This is a genomic window from Mycobacterium shinjukuense (assembly GCF_010730055.1).
Taxonomy (GTDB): Bacteria; Actinomycetota; Actinomycetes; order Mycobacteriales; family Mycobacteriaceae; genus Mycobacterium; species Mycobacterium shinjukuense.
In genome coordinates this window covers 2,054,014-2,075,748 of record NZ_AP022575.1, presented here as the reverse complement: position 1 = coordinate 2,075,748, position 21,735 = coordinate 2,054,014, and the positions used below count along the sequence as shown (strand labels likewise).

Annotated in this window: 21 protein-coding genes and 1 pseudogene; 15 read left to right on the top strand and 7 right to left on the bottom strand. The window is 68.9% G+C overall.

Features of this window, described 5'->3' with window-relative positions; genetic code table 11:
* Positions 1-163: 163 nt before the first annotated feature.
* The 7 genes from pyrR (at position 164) to pyrF (ending at position 8,877) form a co-directional block, all read left to right on the top strand.
* Positions 164-733 (top strand): bifunctional pyr operon transcriptional regulator/uracil phosphoribosyltransferase PyrR, encoded by a 570-nt coding sequence (pyrR, locus tag G6N20_RS09120; protein ID WP_083048447.1) that lies wholly within the window; start codon positions 164-166, stop codon positions 731-733.
* Positions 730-1,674: an aspartate carbamoyltransferase catalytic subunit gene (locus G6N20_RS09115; protein WP_083048449.1), complete on the top strand. Its 945-nt coding sequence runs from the start codon at positions 730-732 to the stop codon at positions 1,672-1,674. Before pyrR ends, G6N20_RS09115 begins: the two co-directional genes overlap by 4 nt.
* Positions 1,671-2,975, top strand: a complete 1,305-nt coding sequence (locus tag G6N20_RS09110) for a dihydroorotase (RefSeq protein ID WP_083048451.1) — start codon at positions 1,671-1,673, stop codon at positions 2,973-2,975. Before G6N20_RS09115 ends, G6N20_RS09110 begins: the two co-directional genes overlap by 4 nt.
* A 100-nt stretch (positions 2,976-3,075) precedes the next feature.
* On the top strand, positions 3,076-3,570 hold the full coding sequence (locus G6N20_RS09105; RefSeq protein WP_083048453.1) for a PH-like domain-containing protein: 495 nt from the start codon (positions 3,076-3,078) through the stop codon (positions 3,568-3,570).
* On the top strand, positions 3,567-4,697 hold the full coding sequence (gene carA / locus G6N20_RS09100; RefSeq protein ID WP_083048454.1) for a glutamine-hydrolyzing carbamoyl-phosphate synthase small subunit: 1,131 nt from the start codon (positions 3,567-3,569) through the stop codon (positions 4,695-4,697). Before G6N20_RS09105 ends, carA begins: the two co-directional genes overlap by 4 nt.
* Positions 4,697-8,044: a carbamoyl-phosphate synthase large subunit gene (gene carB, locus G6N20_RS09095; protein ID WP_083048456.1), complete on the top strand. Its 3,348-nt coding sequence runs from the start codon at positions 4,697-4,699 to the stop codon at positions 8,042-8,044. Before carA ends, carB begins: the two co-directional genes overlap by 1 nt.
* The gene (gene pyrF / locus G6N20_RS09090) at positions 8,041-8,877 is read left to right on the top strand and encodes an orotidine-5'-phosphate decarboxylase (protein ID WP_083048458.1); all 837 of its coding nucleotides are present in this window, start codon (positions 8,041-8,043) and stop codon (positions 8,875-8,877) included. The genes carB and pyrF overlap by 4 nt, the downstream gene beginning before the upstream one ends.
* A 5-nt stretch (positions 8,878-8,882) precedes the next feature.
* Here pyrF and G6N20_RS09085 read toward each other — a convergent pair whose 3' ends face one another.
* Positions 8,883-9,272, bottom strand: a complete 390-nt coding sequence (locus G6N20_RS09085) for a hypothetical protein (protein ID WP_083048460.1) — start codon at positions 9,270-9,272, stop codon at positions 8,883-8,885.
* 411 nt (positions 9,273-9,683) lie between these two features.
* On the opposite strand from G6N20_RS09085, the gene mihF reads away from it, so the two are divergent.
* From mihF to metK, 5 genes are all read left to right on the top strand, one after another.
* The gene (gene mihF, locus G6N20_RS09080) at positions 9,684-10,001 is read left to right on the top strand and encodes an integration host factor, actinobacterial type (protein WP_003407240.1); all 318 of its coding nucleotides are present in this window, start codon (positions 9,684-9,686) and stop codon (positions 9,999-10,001) included.
* 16 nt (positions 10,002-10,017) lie between these two features.
* The gene (gene gmk / locus G6N20_RS09075) at positions 10,018-10,689 is read left to right on the top strand and encodes a guanylate kinase (RefSeq protein ID WP_083048462.1); all 672 of its coding nucleotides are present in this window, start codon (positions 10,018-10,020) and stop codon (positions 10,687-10,689) included.
* Between the two features lie 57 nt (positions 10,690-10,746).
* Complete coding sequence (rpoZ, locus tag G6N20_RS09070; protein ID WP_083048464.1) at positions 10,747-11,079, top strand: DNA-directed RNA polymerase subunit omega; 333 nt, start codon at positions 10,747-10,749, stop codon at positions 11,077-11,079.
* Between the two features lie 21 nt (positions 11,080-11,100).
* A complete protein-coding gene (coaBC, locus tag G6N20_RS09065) occupies positions 11,101-12,342 on the top strand; it encodes a bifunctional phosphopantothenoylcysteine decarboxylase/phosphopantothenate--cysteine ligase CoaBC (RefSeq protein WP_083048466.1) in 1,242 nt (413 codons plus the stop codon).
* 85 nt (positions 12,343-12,427) lie between these two features.
* Positions 12,428-13,639 (top strand): methionine adenosyltransferase, encoded by a 1,212-nt coding sequence (gene metK, locus G6N20_RS09060; protein ID WP_083048501.1) that lies wholly within the window; start codon positions 12,428-12,430, stop codon positions 13,637-13,639.
* On the opposite strand, the gene G6N20_RS09055 is transcribed toward metK, so the two are convergent.
* The 3 genes from G6N20_RS09055 to G6N20_RS09045 form a co-directional block, all read right to left on the bottom strand.
* A complete protein-coding gene (locus G6N20_RS09055; protein WP_158084758.1) occupies positions 13,636-14,097 on the bottom strand; it encodes a DUF2891 family protein in 462 nt (153 codons plus the stop codon). The two genes, metK and G6N20_RS09055, sit on opposite strands and share 4 nt — an antisense overlap.
* Positions 14,098-14,312: 215 nt before the next feature.
* Complete coding sequence (locus G6N20_RS09050) at positions 14,313-15,782, bottom strand: flavin-containing monooxygenase (RefSeq protein WP_083048470.1); 1,470 nt, start codon at positions 15,780-15,782, stop codon at positions 14,313-14,315.
* Entirely contained in the window at positions 15,782-17,170 is a 1,389-nt protein-coding gene (locus tag G6N20_RS09045; protein WP_083048472.1) for a cytochrome P450, read from the bottom strand. Before G6N20_RS09045 ends, G6N20_RS09050 begins: the two co-directional genes overlap by 1 nt.
* A gap of 76 nt (positions 17,171-17,246) precedes the next feature.
* On the opposite strand from G6N20_RS09045, the gene G6N20_RS09040 reads away from it, so the two are divergent.
* Positions 17,247-18,278: a helix-turn-helix transcriptional regulator gene (locus tag G6N20_RS09040; RefSeq protein WP_083048474.1), complete on the top strand. Its 1,032-nt coding sequence runs from the start codon at positions 17,247-17,249 to the stop codon at positions 18,276-18,278.
* Between the two features lie 19 nt (positions 18,279-18,297).
* Here G6N20_RS09040 and G6N20_RS22200 read toward each other — a convergent pair.
* The 3 genes and pseudogenes from G6N20_RS22200 to G6N20_RS09025 all read right to left on the bottom strand — a co-directional run.
* A pseudogene (locus G6N20_RS22200) lies at positions 18,298-19,691 on the bottom strand (PE family protein); the annotation flags it as partial.
* A 656-nt stretch (positions 19,692-20,347) separates the two neighbouring features.
* Positions 20,348-20,575: a PIN domain-containing protein gene (locus G6N20_RS21960; RefSeq protein ID WP_308206107.1), complete on the bottom strand. Its 228-nt coding sequence runs from the start codon at positions 20,573-20,575 to the stop codon at positions 20,348-20,350.
* A 108-nt stretch (positions 20,576-20,683) separates the two neighbouring features.
* The gene (locus tag G6N20_RS09025) at positions 20,684-20,917 is read right to left on the bottom strand and encodes a type II toxin-antitoxin system Phd/YefM family antitoxin (protein ID WP_083048476.1); all 234 of its coding nucleotides are present in this window, start codon (positions 20,915-20,917) and stop codon (positions 20,684-20,686) included.
* A gap of 118 nt (positions 20,918-21,035) precedes the next feature.
* On the opposite strand from G6N20_RS09025, the gene G6N20_RS09020 reads away from it, so the two are divergent.
* Together G6N20_RS09020 and hepT are read left to right on the top strand one after the other, a co-directional pair.
* A complete protein-coding gene (locus G6N20_RS09020; protein ID WP_197745502.1) occupies positions 21,036-21,302 on the top strand; it encodes a nucleotidyltransferase domain-containing protein in 267 nt (88 codons plus the stop codon).
* A 7-nt stretch (positions 21,303-21,309) separates the two neighbouring features.
* On the top strand, positions 21,310-21,723 hold the full coding sequence (gene hepT, locus G6N20_RS09015; protein WP_197745501.1) for a type VII toxin-antitoxin system HepT family RNase toxin: 414 nt from the start codon (positions 21,310-21,312) through the stop codon (positions 21,721-21,723).
* Positions 21,724-21,735: the final 12 nt, after the last annotated feature.

Below are 21,735 nucleotides of genomic sequence, written 5' to 3'. Positions count from 1 at the left end.
GCGCTGGCACATGCCATATCACCACGCCGTTGCCGCGCTCCTCCTCGGGCCGCTGCGCGCCCCGCATCGTCGCCGCGGGGGGGGGGGGCGTGCTACGCTCCCGGGCAGTCGACATCCTTTAACGATCCGTCCGGTGAGGCGGAGAAGGAGGTCAGGGTTCCGCATGGGTGCCACCGGCGCCACCGGCAGGGAGTTGATGTCCGCGGCCGACGTCGGCCGCACCATCTCCCGCATGGCGCACCAGATCATCGAAAAGACCGCGCTCGACAGTCCCGACGCCCCGCGGGTGGTGCTGCTGGGCATCCCCACTCGCGGCGTGACCCTGGCCAGTCGTCTGGCCACCAATATCGGCCAATACAGCGGTGTCACCGTGGGCCACGGGGCGCTGGACATCACCCTCTACCGCGACGACCTGATGATCAAGCCGCCACGTCCGCTGGAGGCCACCTCGATCCCGGCCGGCGGCATCGACGACGCGCTGGTGATCCTCGTCGACGATGTGCTCTATTCCGGCCGCTCGGTGCGCTCCGCCCTGGACGCGCTGCGGGACGTGGGCCGGCCACGCGCCGTGCAACTGGCCGTGCTGGTCGACCGCGGCCACCGCGAACTGCCGGTGCGTGCCGACTACGTCGGCAAGAACGTGCCCACCTCGCGCGGTGAGAGCGTACACGTGCGGCTGCGTGAGCACGACGGTCGCGACGGCGTGGTCATCTCCCGGGACGGCGCCTCGTGAGCCGACACCTGCTAACCGCCGGCGATTTAAGCCGCGACGACGCCACGGCCATCCTCGACGACGCCGACCGGTTCGCGCAGGCGCTGGTGGGTCGCGAGATCAAGAAGCTGCCGACGCTGCGCGGGCGCACCGTGGTCACGATGTTCTACGAGAACTCGACCCGCACCCGGGTGTCGTTCGAGGTGGCCGGCAAGTGGATGAGCGCCGACGTGATCAATGTCAGCGCGGCCGGCTCGTCGGTGGGCAAGGGCGAGTCGCTGCGCGACACCGCGCTCACGCTGCGCGCCGCCGGTGCCGACGCGCTGATCATCCGCCATCCGGCATCCGGGGCCGCGCATCTGCTGGCCGACTGGACAGCGGCCCACGGTGACGGTCCGTCGGTGATCAATGCCGGTGACGGCACCCACGAGCACCCGACCCAGGCGCTGCTGGACGCGTTGACCATCCGGCAGCGCCTGGGCGGCATCGAAGGCCGGCGCGTGGTGATCGTCGGCGACATCCTGCACAGCCGGGTCGCCCGCTCCAACGTCACGCTGCTGCACACGTTGGGCGCGGAGGTGGTGCTGGTGGCGCCACCGACGTTGCTGCCGGTGGGGGTGGACGGCTGGCCCGTCACCGTCTCCCACGATTTCGATGCCGAGCTGCCCGCCGCCGACGCGGTCATGATGTTGCGGGTCCAGGCCGAGCGGATGACCGGTGGTTTCTTCCCCTCGGTGCGGGAGTATTCGACCCGCTACGGGCTTTCCGCGCGGCGCCAGGTGATGCTGCCCGGCCATGCCGTGGTGCTGCATCCCGGGCCGATGCTGCGCGGCATGGAAATCACCTCCGCGGTGGCAGACTCGTCGCAGTCGGCAGTGCTGCACCAGGTTTCCAACGGGGTGCATGTGCGGATGGCGGTGCTGTTCCACGTCTTGGTCGGGACGGAGGCGGACGTCGCATGACGGTACTGATCCGCGGTGTGCGCCTCTACGGCGAGGGGAAGCGGGTCGACGTGCTGGTCGACAGTCCCGGCTACGAGGGCCAGATCGCCGGCATCGGCCCCGGACTGGCCATCCCGGATACCGCAGACGTCATCGACGCCACCGGGCAGGTGCTGTTACCCGGACTGGTCGACCTGCACACCCACCTGCGTGAGCCCGGCCGCGAATATGCCGAGGACATCGAAACCGGTTCGGCGGCAGCGGCTCTCGGAGGCTACACCGCGGTGTTCGCGATGGCCAACACCGACCCGGTGGCCGACAGTCCGGTGGTCACCGACCACGTCTGGCACCGCGGCCAGCAGGTCGGTCTGGTCGACGTGCACCCCGTCGGCGCGGTCACCGTCGGGCTGGCCGGCGCCGAGTTGACCGAGATGGGCATGATGGCCGCCGGCGCCGCCCAGGTGCGGATGTTCTCCGACGACGGAGTCTGCGTGCATGACCCGCTGGTGATGCGCCGGGCCCTGGAATACGCCACCGGGCTGGGGGTGCTCATCGCCCAGCACGCTGAGGAGCCCAGGCTCACCGTCGGCGCCGTCGCGCACGAGGGGCCCACGGCGGCGCGGCTGGGCCTGGCGGGCTGGCCGCGGGCCGCCGAAGAATCGATCGTCGCCCGCGACACCCTGCTGGCCCGCGACGCGGGCGCCCGCGTGCACATCTGCCACGCCTCGACCGCGGGCACCGTCGCGATACTGAAATGGGCTAAGGAACAAGGCATTTCGATCACCGCCGAGGTCACCCCGCATCACCTGCTGCTCGACGACAGCCGGCTGGCAAGCTATGACGGGGTGAACCGGGTCAACCCGCCGCTGCGCGAAGCCTCCGATGCCATCGCGCTGCGCCAGGCGCTGGCCGACGGGATCATCGACTGTGTGGCCACCGACCATGCCCCGCACGCCGAGCACGAGAAATGCGTCGAGTTCGCCGCGGCGCGTCCCGGCGTGCTGGGGTTGCAGACGGCGCTGTCGGTGGTGGTGCGGACGATGGTGGCGCCGGGGCTGTTGAGCTGGCGCGACGTCGCGCGGGTGATGAGCGAGAACCCGGCCCGGATCGTCGGCTTGCCCGACCAAGGTCGGCCGCTGGAGGTGGGGGAGCCGGCCAACCTGACCGTGGTGGACCCCGATGCCACCTGGACGGTGGCCGGCGCCGACCTGGCCAGCCGGTCGGCCAACACGCCGTTCGAGTCGATGAGCTTGCCGGCGACCGTGACGGCGACGCTGCTGCGCGGGAAGGTCACCGCGCGGGACGGGAAGAGTCCGGGATGAACCGCGCCGGCGACGATGCAGAGCAAAAGAGCGATGTGGGGGTACGCCCCCACAAGTGGCAGGTATCCCCACCCGCTTGCGGGGGAGAGGGGCGGCGCGCATGAACTCCGGCACGCTGGTGGGGTCGCTGATCTTGGCGGCGACGGTGGTGCTGGTGATCGCGGTGACGATCCGGCTGATGATGCGCGGCTGGCGGCGCCGGGCGCAGCGGCAGGCGCCGCTGATCGGCGCCCTGCCCGACCCGCCCCACGACATGGGCCCGGCGACCCTCACCACCCGCGGCCTGTATGTGGGCTGCACGCTGTCGCCGGCCTGGAACGAGCGGGTCACCGTCGGCGATCTCGGCTACCGCAGCAGGGCGGTGCTGACCCGCCATCCCGCGGGCATCATGGTGGAACGCGTTCATTCCCAACCGATTTGGATTCCACAGGAGTCGATCACCGCCATCCGGACCGAGCGCGGCATCGCCGGCAAGGTGGTACTCGGCGATGGCATCCTGGCGATCCGATGGCAGCTGCCGTCGGGCACCGAGATCGACACCGGGTTTCGGACGGACAACCGCGACGAGTACGCGGTGTGGCTGGAGGCCGTGTGAGCAAAGCTGTGTTGGTCCTCGAGGACGGCCGGGTATTCACCGGAACACCGTTCGGCGCGATCGGCCAGACACTAGGCGAGGCCGTGTTTTCCACCGGCATGTCCGGCTACCAGGAAACGTTGACCGATCCCAGCTACCACCGCCAGATCGTGGTGGCCACCGCGCCGCAGATCGGCAACACCGGCTGGAACGGCGAGGACGCCGAGAGCCGGGGCGAGCGGATCTGGGTCGCCGGCTACGCGGTGCGCGACCCGTCGCCGCGGGCGTCCAACTGGCGCGCCACCGGCACGCTGGAGGACGAGCTGATCCGCCAGCGCATCGTCGGGATCGCCGGCATCGACACCCGGGCGGTGGTGCGGCATCTGCGTAGCCGCGGGTCGATGAAGGCGGGGGTATTCTCCGGCGCGGCGCTCGCCGACCTCGACGAGCTGATCGAGCGGGTGCGCGCCCAGCGGCCGATGCTGGGCGCCGATCTGGCCGGCGAGGTCAGCACCGCGCAGCCCTATGTCGTCGAACCCGACGGGCCACGGGGCGTTTCGAGGTTTACCGTCGCAGCCCTGGACCTTGGTATCAAGACCAACACCCCGCGCAACTTCGCCCGGCGTGGGGTCCGCAGCCACGTGCTGCCGGCGTCGGCCACCTTCGAGCAGATCGCCGAACTCAACCCGCATGGCGTCTTCTTGTCCAACGGCCCCGGCGACCCGGCCACCGCCGATCACGTCGTCGCGCTCACCCGCGAGGTGCTGGGCGCCGGAATCCCGTTGTTCGGCATTTGTTTCGGCAACCAGATCCTGGGGCGGGCGCTGGGCCTGTCGACCTACAAGATGGTGTTCGGTCACCGCGGGATCAACGTGCCGGTCGTCGACCACGCCACCGGGCGGGTCGCGGTGACCGCGCAAAACCACGGCTTTGCCCTCGAGGGGGAGGCGGGCCAGTCCTTCGACACTCCGTTCGGCCCGGCGGTGGTCAGCCACACCTGCGCCAACGACGGTGTGGTCGAGGGCGTGAAACTCAAAGACGGGCGGGCGTTTTCGGTGCAATACCACCCGGAGGCCGCCGCCGGCCCACACGACGCGGAGTACCTGTTCGACCAGTTCGTCGACCTGATGGCGGGGGAGGGCCGCTAGTGCCGCGGCGGACTGACTTGCACCACGTGCTGGTGATCGGTTCGGGGCCGATCGTCATCGGGCAGGCCTGCGAGTTCGACTACTCCGGCACCCAAGCGTGCCGGGTGCTGCGCGCCGAGGGATTGCAGGTCAGCCTGGTCAACTCGAACCCGGCCACCATCATGACCGACCCGGAGTTCGCCGACCACACCTATGTCGAGCCGATCACGCCGGCGTTTGTGAAGCGGGTGATCGCCCAGCAGGCCGAGCGCGGCAACAGGATCGACGCGCTGCTGGCCACCCTGGGCGGGCAGACCGCGCTCAACACCGCGGTCGCGCTATACGAGAGCGGGGTGCTGGAACGCTACGGCGTCGAGCTGATCGGCGCCGATTTCGACGCCATCCAGCGCGGCGAGGACCGGCAACGGTTCAAGGACATCGTCACCAAGGTGGGCGGCGAATCCGCCCGCAGCCGAGTCTGTTTCACCATGGACGAAGTGCGCGAGACAGTCGCTGAACTCGGCCTGCCGGTGGTGGTGCGGCCCAGCTTCACCATGGGTGGGCTGGGCTCGGGCATGGCGCACAGCGCCGAGGACGTCGATCGGATGGCCGGCGCCGGGCTGGCGGCCTCACCCAGCGCCAACGTGCTCATCGAGGAATCGATCTACGGCTGGAAGGAATTCGAACTCGAGCTGATGCGCGACGGCCACGACAACGTGGTGGTGGTGTGCTCAATCGAAAACGTCGACCCGATGGGCGTGCACACCGGCGACTCGGTCACCGTCGCGCCGGCGATGACGCTGACCGACCGGGAATACCAGCGGATGCGCGACCTGGGCATCGCGATCCTGCGCGAGGTCGGCGTGGACACCGGCGGCTGCAATATCCAGTTCGCGGTCAACCCGCGCGACGGCCGGTTGATCGTCATCGAGATGAACCCCCGGGTGTCGCGGTCAAGTGCGCTGGCGTCCAAGGCCACCGGCTTCCCGATCGCCAAAATCGCCGCCAAGCTGGCCATCGGTTACACCCTCGACGAGATCGTCAACGACATCACCATGCAAACGCCGGCCTGCTTCGAACCAACCCTGGACTACATCGTGGTCAAGGCTCCGCGGTTCGCGTTCGAGAAATTCCCCGGCGCCGATCCGACGCTGACCACCACGATGAAATCCGTCGGCGAGGCAATGTCGTTGGGCCGCAACTTCGTCGAGGCGCTCGGCAAGGTAATGCGCTCGCTGGAGACGACCCGCGCCGGGTTCTGGACGGCCCCGGACCCCGACGGCGGCGTCGAGGGCGCCCTGACCCGGCTGCAAACCCCGACCGAGGGCCGGCTCTACGACATCGAACTGGCGCTGCGGCTGGGTGCGACGGTGGAACGGGTGTCCGAGGCCAGCGGTGTCGACCCATGGTTTATCGCCCAGATCAACGAGCTGGTAAACCTGCGCAACGAGCTCGTCGAGGCACCCGTGCTGGACGCCGACCTGCTGCGATGCGCCAAGCACAGCGGACTGTCGGATCGCCAGATCGCTGCGCTGCGACCGGAATTGGCCGGGGAAAACGGGGTGCGGTCACTGCGCACCCGGCTGGGCATCCACCCGGTGTACAAGACGGTGGACACCTGCGCGGCGGAGTTCGAGGCCAAGACGCCCTACCACTACAGCAGCTACGAGCTCGACCCCGCCGCCGAGACCGAGGTGGCCCCGCAGACCGACAAGCCGAAGGTGCTGATCCTGGGATCCGGGCCCAACCGGATCGGGCAGGGCATCGAGTTCGACTACAGCTGCGTGCATGCGGCAACCACATTGAGCCAGGCCGGTTTTGAGACGGTCATGGTCAACTGCAACCCGGAGACGGTGTCCACCGACTACGACACCGCCGACCGGTTGTACTTCGAGCCGCTGACGTTCGAGGACGTCCTGGAGGTCTACCACGCCGAGACGCGGTCGGCCGCCGGCGGCCCGGGAGTGTCCGGCGTCATCGTGCAGCTCGGCGGCCAGACCCCGCTCGGGCTGGCGCAACGGCTCGCCGACGCCGGCGTCCCGATCGTGGGCACCCCGCCGGAGGCCATTGACCTGGCCGAGGACCGCGGCGCGTTCGGCGACCTGCTGAACGCGGCCGGACTGCCGGCGCCAAAGTACGGCACCGCAACCACTTTCGCCCAGGCCCGCCGGATCGCCGAGGAGATCGGCTACCCGGTGCTGGTACGGCCGTCGTATGTGCTGGGTGGTCGCGGCATGGAGATCGTCTACGACGAGCAGACCCTGCAGGGCTACATCACCCGCGCCACCCAGCTCTCCCCCGAGCACCCGGTGCTGGTCGACCGCTTCCTGGAGGACGCGGTCGAGATCGACGTGGACGCATTGTGCGACGGCGCCGAGGTCTACCTCGGCGGGATCATGGAGCACATCGAGGAGGCCGGCATCCACTCCGGTGATTCGGCCTGTGCGCTGCCGCCGGTGACGCTGGGCCGCAGCGACATCGAGAAGGTGCGCGCGGCCACCGAGGCCATTGCCCATGGCATCGGCGTGGTGGGCCTGCTCAATGTGCAGTACGCGCTGAAAGACGACGTGCTCTACGTGCTGGAGGCCAATCCGAGAGCGAGCCGTACCGTTCCTTTTGTATCCAAAGCCACAGCCGTGCCCCTTGCCAAGGCATGCGCCCGGATCATGTTGGGCGCCAGCATCGCCCAGCTGCGCGCCGAGGGAATGCTGGCCGCCTGTGGGGACGGTGCCAACGCCGGCCCGCACGCCCCCATCGCGGTCAAGGAAGCCGTGTTGCCCTTCCACCGGTTCCGGCGCGCCGACGGGGCGGCGATCGATTCCCTGCTCGGTCCGGAGATGAAATCGACCGGCGAGGTCATGGGGATCGACCGCGATTTCGGCAGCGCGTTCGCCAAGAGCCAGACCGCCGCCTACGGCTCGCTGCCGGCCCAGGGGACGGTGTTCGTGTCGGTTGCCAACCGGGACAAGCGGTCGCTGGTGTTTCCGGTCAAGCGGCTGGCCGATCTGGGCTTTCGCGTTCTTGCCACCGAAGGCACCGCAGAGATGCTGCGCCGCAACGGTATTCCCTGCGACGAGGTCCGCAAACATTTCGAGCCGGCGCAGCCCGGCCGTCCGGCGATGTCGGCGGTGGACGCCATCCGGGCCGGCGAGGTCGACATGGTCATCAACACCCCCTACGGCAACTCCGGACCGCGCATCGACGGCTATGAGATCCGCTCGGCGGCGGTGGCCGGCAACATCCCCTGCATCACCACGGTGCAGGGCGCATCCGCGGCCGTGCAGGGCATCGAGGCGGGAATCCGCGGCGACATCGGGGTGCGGTCACTGCAGGAGCTGCACCGGGTGATCGGGGGCGCCGAGCGGTGACCGGGTTCGGCCTCCGGCTGGCCGAGGCAAAGGCGCGCCGCGGCCCGCTGTGCCTGGGCATCGATCCGCACCCCGAGCTGCTGCGGGCCTGGGAGCTGCCGGCCACCATCGACGGGTTGGCCGCGTTCTGCGACATCTGCGTGCGGGCCTTCGCCGGTTTCGCGGTGGTCAAACCCCAGGTGGCGTTTTTCGAGGCCTACGGCGCCGCCGGGTACGCGGTGCTGGAACGCACCATCGCCGCGCTGCGCGGGGCCGGGGTGCTGGTGCTGGCCGACGCCAAACGCGGGGACATCGGGTCGACGATGGCGGCGTACGCCGCGGCCTGGGCGGGCGACTCGCCGCTGGCCGTCGACGCCGTGACGGCCTCACCCTATTTGGGTTTCGGCTCGCTGCGGCCGCTGCTGGAGGTGGCGGCCGCGCATGGCCGCGGGGTGTTTGTGGTGGCGGCGACCTCCAACCCGGAGGGCGCGACCGTGCAGCGCGCCACCGTCGACGGCCGCTGCGTGGCCCAGCTCATCGTCGACCAGGCTGACCTTTACAATCGGGCCGCCAACGCTGCTCACGGGTCCGAACCCGGATCCGTGGGCGTGGTCGTCGGCGCAACGGTGCCGCATCCCCCCGATCTCAGCGCCTTCACCGGGCCGGTGCTGGTCCCCGGCGTGGGGGCCCAGGGCGGACGTCCGGAGGCGCTGGCCGGCCTGGGTGGGGCGGCCTCGCACCAGCTGCTGCCCGCCGTGGCGCGCCAGGTGTTGCGCGCCGGCCCCGACGTGACCAAGCTGCGGGCCGCGGGAGAGCGGATGCTTGACGCCGTCGCCTATCTCGCATCGGCGTAGCCGGTTCATACTCCGAACCAGGCGAGCGGCAGCGCGCGCAAAGCGAGAGCGAAGCTGAGCAGAGCGACCAGGACAAAGAGCAGGTTGCGGGCGAGGTGAACTCCACGGCTCCGGTTGACCGCCTTGAAGTAGCAGGGCACGGGAATCATCAGCAGGTAACTCAGGCCGAAAGGCGCCAGCATCCAGGCACGGAACCAGCCCAGGCCGAGGGCAGCCGCGCACAGGAAGGAACTGCCGGTGAACAGCGCGTCCACCGCCAGCAGCTGCCAACGCCGATCCGCCCGCCGGGCGTGCGCTGTGAACGCCTGGCTGGTCGTGAAGGTGCCCCAAGCGCCCAGCAGGGAAAGCCACCCGCGTAGGCCGCCGCGACGTCCACGAAGAAATTGAAGCACCATGGGTTTCGCGCACACCTCGCAACAATCGGCGCGACACGCGCGGCAGCCGACACAAATGAGGTGATTCGCCTGACCGTTGTCGGCGGTTGCCGACGGGCACGGCGGAGAGCGGCCCGCCGACGCGCCGCATCATGCCGAACCGGCCACCGAAAACCGCTGCTAGCAGCGCTATCAGCGTCCCGAAGTCGAAGATGGCGGTCCCGTGCGAAGGCCTCACTCGGCCAGCGCCGACGTTGCCCGTCGCGCGCCTGGTCGGCCACGCGCGCCGGGCCCACGCTGGACAAATGTCCCCGAAACCGGGGGGTCGGGTTAGATTTCGTCAGGAAGCGTGGGTACGGTCGTCTGCGCTGGCTGAAGTACCCGGCCCAGACAAACGAAGATCGATCGTTAGCGATGAGAGACGGAGGAATCGTGGCCCTTCCCCAGTTGACCGACGAGCAGCGCGCGGCCGCGTTGGAGAAGGCTGCTGCCGCACGTCGAGCGCGAGCGGAGCTCAAAGACCGGCTCAAGCGTGGCGGCACCAACCTCACGCAGGTGCTCAAGGACGCCGAAAGCGACGAAGTCTTGGGCAAGATGAAGGTGTCCGCGCTGCTTGAGGCGTTGCCGAAGGTGGGCAAGGTCAAGGCGCAGGAAATCATGACCGAGCTCGAAATCGCGCCGACGCGCCGCCTGCGCGGTCTGGGCGACCGCCAGCGCAAGGCGCTGCTGGAAAAGTTCGGCTCCGCCTAACCCGCCCCCACCGACGATGCAGGCCCAACGGCCTGTGGGGGCTACCGACCCAGGGGCGCCAACGAGCGCCGGCGGGGGACCGGGCGGTGAAGGCGTGACGCACCGCGAGCAAACCGCTCCCGGGCGTGTCGTGGTGCTGTCCGGTCCCTCCGCGGTCGGAAAATCGACAGTGGTTCGGTGTCTGCGCGAGCGGATCCCCAACCTGCATTTCAGCGTCTCGGCCACCACGCGGGCGCCGCGGGCCGGCGAGGTCGACGGGGTGGACTACCACTTCGTCACGCCCGCCCGCTTCCAGGAGCTGATCGACCGGGGCGAACTGCTGGAGTGGGCAGATATCCATGCTGGCCTGCACCGATCCGGCACGCTGGCGCAGCCGGTGCGGGCGGCCACCGCGTCCGGCGTTCCGGTGCTCATCGAGGTCGACCTGGCCGGGGCCCGGGCCATCAAGAAGGCGATGCCGGAGGCCGTCACCGTGTTCTTGGCCCCGCCCAGTTGGGAGGACCTGGAGGCCAGGCTGGTCGGCCGGGGCACCGAAACACCCGATGTCATCCGCCGCCGCCTGGACACCGCGCGCATCGAAATGGCAGCCCAAAGCGACTTTGACGAGGTCGTGGTGAACAGTCGATTAGAATCTGCGTGCGCCGAATTGGTATCCTTGCTGGTGGGAGACCCGCCGAAGCCGGCATAACCCGTTCAGTTCTGGAATTTTTCGGTACCGCTCTACGTCGCCAGGAGAAGGTTCTCAGTGAGTATGTCGCAGTCCAATGCGTCGTTGGCCGCCGTTCCCCCGGCGGATCAGTTCGATCCGTCGTCGGGGGGAGTGGGCGCCTATGACACCCCGTTGGGCATCACCAATCCGCCCATCGACGAGTTGCTGGACCGCGTCTCGAGCAAGTACGCCCTGGTGATTTACGCGGCGAAGCGGGCGCGGCAGATCAACGACTACTACAACCAGCTCGGCGAGGGCATCCTGGAATACGTCGGCCCGCTGGTCGAGCCCGGCTTGCAGGAAAAGCCGCTGTCCATCGCGTTGCGCGAGATCCACGCCGACCTGCTCGAGCACACCGAGGGCGAGTAGCGGGCAAGGGCCGGGCGCGCGGTGGACAGCAAGCGGATCATCGTCGGCGTCTCCGGCGGTATCGCCGCCTACAAGGCGTGCACCGTGGTCCGCCAGCTCACCGAGGCCGGCCACCGCGTCCGGGTGATCCCCACCGAATCTGCGTTGCGTTTCATCGGGGCGGCCACCTTCGAGGCGCTGTCCGGTGAGCCGGTGCGCACCGGCGTCTTCGACGACGTTCCGGCCGTGCCGCACGTTGACCTCGGTCAGCGGGCCGACCTTGTGGTGGTGGCGCCGGCCACCGCCGACCTACTGGCCCGGGCGGTGGCCGGCCGAGCCGACGACCTGCTGACCGCGACATTGCTCACGGCCCGATGTCCGGTGATGTTCGCGCCGGCGATGCACACCGAGATGTGGCTGCATCCGGCCACCGTCGACAACGTCGCCACCCTGCGCCGCCGGGGCGCGGTGGTGCTGGAACCCGCCTCCGGGCGGCTCACCGGAGCCGACAGCGGGACCGGACGGCTGCCCGAGGCCGAGGAGATCACCACCCTTGCCCAGCTGCTGCTGGAGCGGCACGACGCGCTGCCCTACGATCTTGCCGGCCGCAAGATGCTGGTGACCGCGGGCGGCACCCGGGAGGCGATCGATCCGGTGCGCTTTATCGGCAACCGCAGCTCGGGCAAGCAGGGCTACGCGGTCGCGCGGGTCGCCGCCCAGCGCGGTGCCGAGGTGACGCTGGTCGCCGGACACACCGCGGGACTCATCGACCCCGCCGGGGTCAACGTGGTGCACGTCAGCTCGGCGCAGCAACTCGGCGACGCGGTGTCCAAACACGCGCCCGACGCGGACGTGCTGGTGATGGCCGCGGCGGTGGCCGACTTCCGGCCCGCCCAGGTGTCTGCCGCCAAGATCAAGAAGCGCGCCGACGGGCCGCCGACGATCGACCTCCTACCCAACGACGACGTGCTGGCCGGCGCGGTGCGCGCCCGCGAACACGGGCAGCTGCCCAACATGCGGGCGATCGTCGGGTTTGCCGCCGAGACCGGCGACGCGACCGGCGATGTGCTGTTTCATGCCCGGGAAAAGCTCCGCCGCAAGGGCTGTGACCTGTTGGTGGTCAACGCCGTGGGCGACGGCAGGGCCTTCGAGGTGGACAGCAACGACGGCTGGTTGCTGGCCTCGGACGGAACCGAGTCGGCGCTACAGCACGGCTCCAAGACGCTGATGGCAAGTCGTATCGTGGACGCCATCGTGGCGTTTCTGGATGGTGACGGCCGGTAGCGCAGCCTGCCGGCGGTGCTGGACGAGCTACGATTGTTGCCGGAGTATATAATTCGGTTACCTAATTATTGGAAGGATGCGGATGGTGACTGCGAAGGGTCGGCTGTTTACCAGTGAATCGGTGACCGAGGGACATCCGGACAAGATCTGTGACGCGATCAGCGATTCGGTCCTGGACGCGCTGCTGGCCCAGGACCCGCGCTCCCGCGTCGCGGTCGAGACGCTGGTGACCACCGGGCAGGTGCACGTGGTGGGGGAGGTGACGACCGCGGCGAAGGAGGCCTTCGCCGACATCACCAACACGGTCCGCCAGCGCATCCTGGACATCGGCTACGACTCCTCGGACAAGGGCTTCGACGGGGCGACCTGCGGGGTGAACATCGGCATCGGGGCGCAGTCGCCCGACATCGCCCAAGGGGTCGACACCGCCCACGAGGCGCGTGTCGAGGGCGCGGCCGATCCGCTGGACTCGCAGGGCGCCGGTGACCAGGGCCTGATGTTCGGCTACGCGATCAACGACACCCCGGAACTGATGCCGTTGCCGATCGCGCTGGCCCACCGGCTGTCGCGGCGGCTGACCGAGGTCCGCAAGAACGGGGTGCTGCCCTACCTGCGGCCCGACGGCAAGACGCAGGTCACCATCGCCTACGAGGACAACGTGCCGGTGCGGCTGGACACCGTGGTGCTCTCCACCCAGCACGCCGCCGACATTGACCTGGAGCAGACGCTGGCTCCCGACGTCCGGGAGAAGGTGCTCAACACCGTGCTCGACGATTTGGCGCACGAAACCCTGGACGCGTCGTCGGTGCGGGTGCTGGTGAACCCAACCGGCAAGTTCGTGCTCGGGGGGCCGATGGGTGACGCGGGACTGACCGGCCGCAAGATCATCGTCGACACCTATGGCGGCTGGGCCCGTCACGGCGGCGGCGCCTTCTCCGGCAAGGATCCGTCCAAGGTGGACCGTTCGGCGGCCTACGCGATGCGCTGGGTGGCCAAGAACGTCGTCGCCGCGGGCCTGGCGGAGCGGGTCGAGGTGCAGGTGGCCTACGCCATCGGCAAGGCCGCGCCCGTCGGCCTGTTTGTCGAGACGTTCGGCACCGAGACGGTCGACCCGGTCAAGATCGAGAAGGCCATCGGCGAGGTGTTCGATCTGCGCCCCGGCGCCATCATCCGCGACCTGGACCTGTTGCGCCCGATCTACGCGCCGACGGCGGCCTACGGGCACTTCGGCCGCACCGACATCGAGCTGCCGTGGGAGCAGCTCAACAAGGTCGACGACCTCAAGCGCGCCATCTAATTGGCGCCAGCAGACGGAAAAGCCCCCGACACGCCGTGCGTTCGGGGGCTTTTCCGTCTGCTGGCGCGGGTTATCTGGGCAGCAGGCGCTGTCGCGAACGCCGCGAAGGAGAGGTTGTGGTACTCGCTCGCTAAGAGTTCGCTTCCCCCAGTGATCCACCGGCGCAGCTGGGAACTTATCGTCGTCGCTAACGGCGCCATCTCCGGCACCGCGGCCTCGCGATCGAGAATGAGGAACCACGCAAAGCCGTAGGGCAGCTCCCCGCTGACTCGCCCTTCGTCGATGGACGCGAGCTCGTCGCGGAGGCCGTCGGTGGACATCACCGACCGGGCCACGTCGACGAATTGTTCGTCGCCGGTAAGGCGTGCGACGACACGCAGCGCGTAGTTCCCGTGGACGGCGCTGTGCCAGTCGATGCATCCGTGAAAGACCGGATTCGCCGTGTCATTGCGCACCACGCACTCGACGATGGGCGCTGAGAGGGCTCGAGCCGCATTCGCCAAACCCCCAACCAGATCCGTCGGTGTTGTTGCGGTGCTCCGCGCGGACTCGACCCGTTCGGCCGACTGCGAGCACGCCGCCACCAGAAGCACGGTGGCGACGACGGCAACCGTGGCTTGGCGTGTGCGGCGCCGCGGGCATTTCTCCTTGTTACCGTCGGCCACTGCGCACGCTAGCCGGTGAACCGGTAGTCGTTGAGCTTGAACCGCCGGCTGCGCCAGAAGGCCTCCACCGTGGTGGTGGGGCGCAACGGCACGTCGCCGTTTTTGTCGAAGTAGTAGCTGTTGGCCAGCCGGCAACTGTCCTGCCAGAAGACCTGACGGTGCCGCCGGCGCATCACCTCGGCGAAGTAGCGGGCGTTGGCCTCCTCGGTCACCTCGACGCGGGTGGCGCCGGCGCGGCGGGCCCGTTTCAGGCAGCGGATGATGTGGTGGGTCTGGGTCTCGATGAGCGCGAAATAGGACGAGCCGACGTAGCCGTAGGGGCCGAACACGGTGAAGAAGTTCGGGAACCCGGGCACGCTGACGCCTTCGTAGGCCTGCAGCCGATGCTCGTCCCAGAACCGGCTCAGCGAGCGGCCGCCACTTCCGGTGACGGCGTAGGTGGGGACGTTGTCGGTGTCCATCACCTTGAAGCCGGTCGCCAGGATCAGCACGTCGACCTGGTGGTGGGTGCTATCGGCGGTGACCACCGCGGTGGGGGTGATCTTGTCGATCGGCTCGGTGACCAGCGTTACGTTGTCGCGGTTGAACGTCGACAGGTAGGTGTTGTGGAAGCCGGGCCGCTTGCAGCCCACCGCGTATCGCGGGGTGAGCTGCTCGCGCAGCACCGGGTCGTGGACCTGCTGGCGCAGATAGGCCTTTCCCGCCGACTCCATTCGCCTGGCCAGCGGGAACACCGTGAAGTAGTGCGCCGCGACGGGGAAGGTGGTCTCCACGAACGCCTGACTGAGCAGCCGATGGACCGCTTTGCCGCCGGGAACCCGCATCGCCGCGCGGACCGCCTTGGGCAGCGGCACGTCGAACTTGGGAAAGCACCAGATCGGGGTGCGCTGAAAAACGGTGAGGTGGGCGACGATTGGCGCGATCTCCGGGATGACCTGCACCGCCGACGCGCCGGTGCCGATGATCCCGACGCGCTTGCCGGCCAGGTCCTGGCCGTGATCCCAGCGCGCGGTGTGCATGGTGATGCCCTCGAACGAGTCCACCCCGTCGATGTCGGGCAGCTTCGGCACCGTGAGCACCCCGCTGGCGTTGATCACAAACCTGGCGGTGAGTTCTCCCCCGGGATCGGTGTGCACGCGCCACAGGGCGTGCTCGTCGTCGAACTCGGCGGCAAGGACCTTGGTGTGCAACCTTATTCGCGACCGAATGCCGTACTTGTCGACGCAGTGTTCGGCGTAGGCCTTCAGCTCGTGTCCAGGGGCGTAGGTCCGTGTCCAGCGCGGGCTCTGCTCAAAGGAGTACTGGTAGGAAAACGACGGAATGTCCACGGCGATACCGGGATAGGTGTTCCAGTGCCAGGTGCCGCCCACCCCGTCGCCGGCTTCGACCACGAGGTAGTCGTGAAACCCCGCCCGGTCGAGTTTGATGGCGGCGCCGATCCCGGAGAATCCGGCGCCCACGATCAGAATCTGGGGCATCAGCGCCTGCTTCCGATGAGGTGTATTCCGTGCTTGGGTCGCAGCGTCAGCGTGGCCTCGAGTTCGACGGGGCATGCCGGCGCGAGGTCAAAGGTGAAGCGTTGACTCATGATTGCCGCCAGCAGCACCATCTCCATGAGTGCGAAGCTTTGCCCGATGCAGCTGCGCCGACCGCCGCCGAACGGCAGATACGCCGAGCGGGGACGGGTCTTGGCCCGGTCGTCGAGAAATCGGCGGGGGTCGAACCTCTCCGGGTCGGGCCACCAGCGCGGGTCGTGGTGAATGTGGTGGATCGGGATGACGACGGTGGTGCCGCGGCGGATGTGGTGGCCGTCGATCACGTCGTCGTCGATGGCCTCGCGGGCGATGATCCATACCGACGAGAAGTAGCGCTGCGACTCCTGCAGGCAGGCGGTGGTCCAGCCCAGCTTGCCCAGATCGTCGGCGGTCGGGCGGCGCGTCCCCAGCACGCCGTCTACCTCGGCGAGCATCCGGTCGCGGACCGCGGGGTGCCGCGACAGCAGATACCAGAACCACGACATGGCGTTGGCGGTGGTTTCATGGCCGGCGAGCATGAAGGTCAGCGCCTCGTCGCGGACCCGCTGACGCGGCCAGGTGCCGCCGTCGGCGTGCAGCAACACGTTGAGCAGATCGGCGGCGTCGGTGGGTTGTGCCAGTCGCCGATCGATCACCGCGTTGACCGCGCGGTCGAGCGCCAGCGTGATCTCCTGCAATTCGCGCAGCGGTGGCGGCAGCTGGACACCGGAGAAGGTGCACCAGGTCAGCGTGTCGTAGACCGGCCGCGGCATCAGGCCCCACAGCCCGAGGCGCTCCAGCTTTTCCGCACGCCGCAGCCCGCGCGTGGCCAGATCGTTCATGCTGTGCACCAGCGGGCCGAAGTCCTGGCTGAACAGCGCGTTGGCGACCACCCGCAGGGTCGCCTCCACCATCGTCTGGTGCATGTCGAACCGCACGCCGGGCACCAGCGCATCGGCGACGGCTGTGATCGGATCGATCATCAGGTCGACCAGCCCGTTCAGATGACGCCGGGCGAAGATCGGGTTCAGCACTCCGCGGTGGCGCGCCCACGAATCGCCCTCGTCGGTGAGCAGGTTGAGTCCGGCGGCGGCCCGGATCGGCCCGTACTCGTCGGACTTGACGTATCTCAGCCGCGCTGCGTGCAGCACGTGGTCGACGTAGTCGGGGTGACTGATCGACACGAAACGCCTTCCGGCACAGCGAAATCGGGTGATGTCACTGCCGCGAGCCCGGCCCAGGAAACCCTCGCCGGCATCGAATCCGACGGTGAGCGCCTCCCGCGTCATCGTCCAGGTGCTCAGGCGCCTGGCCGGTCCCCTGGCGGGCCGCTCGGCGGTCAGAGTGGCCATGACTTCACTGTATGGATGACGACGGCGGCCCGGAATGAGACTATGGGACACGGAGTTGGGAGTTTAGGACAGTTTCATGGGAGCCGAGGTCACGCACCCGGTGTATGCGACCCGGGTGCTGTGCGAGGTGGCCAACGAACGCGGGGTGTCCACCCGCGATGTGTTGGCGGGCACCGGCATCGAACCGGCCGATCTGGATAAGCCGGACACCGTCGTCAGCGCGCGCGACGAGATCGCCGCGGTGCGCAGGCTGCTGGCCCGGCTGCCGGACTTGCCGAACAAAGGGGCGGGCGTGGGGATCGACGTGGGGAGCCGGTTCACGCTCACCCATTTCGGGTTGTTCGGGTTTGCCGTGATGTCGTGCGGCACCCTGCGCGAACTGTTCGCCATCGCGATGCGCTACTTCGCGCTGACGATGCTGCACATCGACGTGACGTTGTTTGAAACCGCCGACGACTGCGTGGTTGATCTGGACGTGGGCCACTTACCGGCCGATGTTCAGCGGTTCTTCCTGGAACGCGATGTCGCCGGAATCATCACGACGACAATGAGTTTCGCGCAGCCGGTGGCCGAAAAATACGCCGACCGGGTGTCGGCGGAGGTGGCGATCGACGAACAGTCGTTGCGTCCGCTGCTCGGGCTCATGCCGGTCCACGACATCGCCTTCGGCCGAGCGCACAACAGGTTGCACTTCCCGCGTGCCATGTTCGACGAGCCGTTGCCGCAGGCCGATCGCCACACCTTGGAGATGTGTATTGCGCAGTGTGACGTGCTGATGCAGCGCAACGAGCAACGCCGGGGCATCACCGCGCTGGTGCGCACCAAGCTGTTTCGCGATTCCGGTTGTTTCCCAACGCTTCCCGACGTTGCCGCGGAGCTGGCCGTGCATCCGCGGACGCTGCGGCGCCGACTCGCCGAGGAGGGCACGTCGTTTCGGGCCTTGCTCACCGAGGCGCGCTCCACGGTGGCCGTCGACTTGCTGCGCAACGTCGGGTTGACGGTGGCGGAGGTGTCCACCCGGCTGGGTTACACGGAGGTCTCGACGTTCTCGCATGCCTTCAAACGCTGGTTTGGCGTGGCGCCGAGCGCGTATGCACGCCGTGGGTAGGCCGCTGGCCGGGGTGTTAGCCGGGCGCGCCGGTGAGCCCGGTGGCGCCGAACGCGCCCAGCAGCTGCCCGGGTGCGCCGCCGGTGCCGGCGGCCCCGCCGGCCCCACCAGTGCCGCCAGGGGCAGGCGCCCCGCCGTTGCCGCCGTTGCCGCCGTTACCGCCATTGCCGAGCAGCTTGGCCGACCCGCCGTGGCCGCCGGCTCCGCCGGCACCACCGCTGGCGGAGCCGCCGAAAATAGCGGGTCCGCCGGCGCCGCCGTGTCCGCCGGCCCCGCCGTTACCGACCAGCCCGCCGGCGCCGCCGGCCCCGCCGGCCCCGCCGGCAAAGCCGGGCCCACCAACGAAGCTGGATCCACCGCCTACCCCACCGGCACCGCCGGCCCCACCATCGCCGAACAGGATGGCGGCGCCGCCCGCCCCGCCGACCCCGCCTTTACCGGCAGCTCCGGGAACGGCTCCACCGGCCCCGCCGGCGCCGCCGTTGCCGTACAACCAGCCGCCGGTACCACCGGCACCGCCGTTGCCGGAGCCGAGGCCGCCGCCGCCCTCCCCTCCCGCGCCGCCGGCCCCGCCGTGGCCGATCAGCCCGGCGGCACCGCCGGCGCCACCGTTGCCCGCGAAATGGCTCGCGTCGCCGCCGGCCCCGCCGATTCCGCCGACCCCGCCAGCGCCGTATAACAGCCCGCCAGCTCCGCCATCCCCGCCCCGGCCGCCGCCGGTTCCCGCACCGCCGGCGCCGCCGGCCCCGCCGCTGCCCCACAGCCCGGCGGCACCACCGGCACCACCGTTACCGCCGGCCAGGCCAGAGCCCGTGGCGTCCCCGCCGGTCCCGCCGGTCCCGCCGTTGCCGTAGAGCCAGCCGGCATGGCCGCCGGCGCCGCCCGCCGCGGCCGAGCCGGTCCCGCCCACTCCGCCGGCGCCGCCATTGCCGATCAAACCGGCGTCCCCGCCGGCGCCGCCGGGTTGGCCGGGGCGCCGGATCCGCCGCGGCCGCCGTTGCCGTAGAGCAGCCCGCCGGGCCCGCCGGGGGCCCCGCTGCCGTCGGGCGCGTCGGCGCCGTCACCGATCAGCGGGCGCCCCAACAACGCCTGGGTGGGCGCGTTGATCGCGTTGAGCAGCTGCTGCTCGACGTTGGTGGTTTCGGCGCTCGCATAGGCGCCCGCGCCCGCCTGCAGGGACTGCACGAACTGGGTGTGAAACTGCGCAGCCTGAGCGCTGAGCGCCTGATAGGCCTGGCCGTGCGCGCCGAACAGCGCCGCGATCGCGGCTGAGACCTCGTCGGCGCCGGCGGCCAGGATCCCTGTGGTGGGAAACGCCGCGGCGGCGTTGGCCGTGCTGAGCGTCGCACCGATACCTGCCAGCTCCGAAGCCGCCGCCGCCACCAGGTCCGGCGCGGCGATCACATAGGACATTTCCCCAACCTCCGGGCAACTCGTGTCATCAAGCACGGATTGTATGGCGACGCCAGCGTTCGGCGGGCCGAAATGGCGAACATGAAATGCGTTGCCGCACAATCGCGCAACCCATCGGTTAATTTGCCCAATGGGTTGCGGGGCATCGTATGCAGAGTGCACATCGTGGTGTCGGTGTGCGGTAGGGGACGGCGTTTGGGGGCATGAGCGCCGGTGGCCGGGCGTCGGGCGGCTGAGCGCATCGTCTGGTCGCGGCTGCGGGCATCGCCCGCCGATCCCGCCGGTGATGAGCGGCGTCGTCGAGCAGCCGTGTTCGCCCGCGCACAACCGGATTTACCTGCCGCGGGACATGTTTGATGAGCCACTGCCGCAGGCGGACCCTGATGTGTTGATGCAGCGCAACGGGCAACGCCGGGGCATCACCGCGCTGGTGGCTGCCACGGTGTTGCGGGATTCTGGTTGTTTCCCAACGCTTCCCGAGGTTGCCGCCGAGCAGGAGGTGTCCACCCGGCTGGGATACACCGCACGCCGTCACACGCCGGTATGGCGTGGCGTCCAGCGCGTCTTCGCGCCGCGGGTAGGTCGTTCCCGATCCCCGCCTTACGTCTTCAGGGTGGGGGTAAGGGCCGCGCGCAAGATGTGGGTGTCGCTGGTAGCTATGGCGAGGTTTCGTCGGGTGGTTGGGCCACGAGGATGCGGTCGAACGGGTCTCTGTGATCCCAGGTCAGGCGGCTGGCGAAGATAGCGTCGTGCGCGTCGATCGGGATATCGGTCGCGGTCAATGCGGCGACGATGTCAGACCAGGCCGAGAGCAGCGGCTCGCCGTCGAGCCGGCCGAGTCTGGTCTTGATGGCGATCTCCCAGGCCGACGCGGCCGAGATCATGATTTCCGTGCCGGGGTCGGCAAGAAATTTCGCGTGCCGGTGCGGCCACTTTGTCGGGAATGCTCACCAACCACAGCAGCACGTGCGTGTCGAGGAGAACGGCGTGGGTCACAAGTTGTTTTCCCACGCCGCGATTTCGGAGGCAGGTAGCGGATCGTTGAACGTGTCTGGCACAACCAAGGTTGGCAGCTGACCGAAGCGGCGCGGTACCGGTTTGGCCGGTGACAACACGGCCACGGGGCGCCCGTGGTTGGTAATCGTGACCGCGACACCGGTCCGTTCCACCTCGGACAAAAGGGCGTTGAGCCGCGCCTTGGCTTCCGTGCTCGTCACCGTTCGCATACCGTTGAGGTTAGCTGAAAGCACTAGCCACACCAGTACGACTAGTCTGAATTTCGTCAACGGGGTTGGCCAGTGACGCTGCTCGGGCGACCACCGGCCGGCGTGCCTCGCCCCACAGGTGTCGTGCCGCGTTCCGCACTTCGGCGGACGACGGCCACCGACCTTCGAGATTCTGCTGCCGTCGGGCGTTGACCTGCTTGTGCTCGATGACGCTCCGCTGGAACTCGCGGGCCGGGTTGCGCTGGGTGGGTCGCTGCTATTCGAGACGGATCGGCAGGCCCGGGTGGTTTGGGAAGCCACCACACGCAAGATTTACCTGGACGAACTGCCACGCATCACTCGGGCCCATCGCGAATTCGCGGAAGCGCTGCACCGTGACCGATGAGGTTCGGATGCTGCGGCTGCTGCGCGGCATCACCGACGACTTGGCGATTTTGCGACGCGAATCCACGGCCGACCAGGCTCGCCGAGCCGACCCGATCTGGCTGCGCGGCATCAAGTACAGCTTCGTCACGGCCATCGAGGCCTGCATCGATATCGGGCAGCATCTTTGCTCGACGCACGGTTGGCGACCTCCGTCGGACAACGGCGACGCGATGCGGCTATTGGGGAGCCACGCGGTGCTGTCGGCTGATCTCGCGGACGCGATGCGCAAGGCTGTGGGATTTCGTAACGTACTGGTGCACAAATACATTCGAGTGTCAGACGACATCGTCACCGGGCGGCTCGACGACCTCGACGATCTCGAACAATTCGTCGAGCACGTGGCCGCATTCGTGGACGCCAAGTCATCAGAACCGCGGTAAGGCCAGCGCGGA

What these genes read in the sequence shown, in the direction of transcription:
- pyrR (WP_083048447.1), top strand. Translation starts at nt 164, where the DNA reads ATGGGTGCCACCGGCGCCACCGGCAGGGAGTTGATGTCCGCGGCCGAC.
- G6N20_RS09110 (WP_083048451.1), top strand. Translation starts at nt 1,671, where the DNA reads ATGACGGTACTGATCCGCGGTGTGCGCCTCTACGGCGAGGGGAAGCGG.
- G6N20_RS09105 (WP_083048453.1), top strand. Translation starts at nt 3,076, where the DNA reads ATGAACTCCGGCACGCTGGTGGGGTCGCTGATCTTGGCGGCGACGGTG.
- G6N20_RS09085 (WP_083048460.1), bottom strand. Translation starts at nt 9,272, where the DNA reads ATGGTGCTTCAATTTCTTCGTGGACGTCGCGGCGGCCTACGCGGGTGG.
- gmk (WP_083048462.1), top strand. Translation starts at nt 10,018, where the DNA reads ATGCAGGCCCAACGGCCTGTGGGGGCTACCGACCCAGGGGCGCCAACG.
- G6N20_RS09050 (WP_083048470.1), bottom strand. Translation starts at nt 15,782, where the DNA reads ATGCCCCAGATTCTGATCGTGGGCGCCGGATTCTCCGGGATCGGCGCC.
- G6N20_RS09045 (WP_083048472.1), bottom strand. Translation starts at nt 17,170, where the DNA reads ATGGCCACTCTGACCGCCGAGCGGCCCGCCAGGGGACCGGCCAGGCGC.
- G6N20_RS09040 (WP_083048474.1), top strand. Translation starts at nt 17,247, where the DNA reads ATGGGAGCCGAGGTCACGCACCCGGTGTATGCGACCCGGGTGCTGTGC.
- G6N20_RS21960 (WP_308206107.1), bottom strand. Translation starts at nt 20,575, where the DNA reads ATGATCTCGGCCGCGTCGGCCTGGGAGATCGCCATCAAGACCAGACTC.
- G6N20_RS09025 (WP_083048476.1), bottom strand. Translation starts at nt 20,917, where the DNA reads ATGCGAACGGTGACGAGCACGGAAGCCAAGGCGCGGCTCAACGCCCTT.
- hepT (WP_197745501.1), top strand. Translation starts at nt 21,310, where the DNA reads ATGCTGCGGCTGCTGCGCGGCATCACCGACGACTTGGCGATTTTGCGA.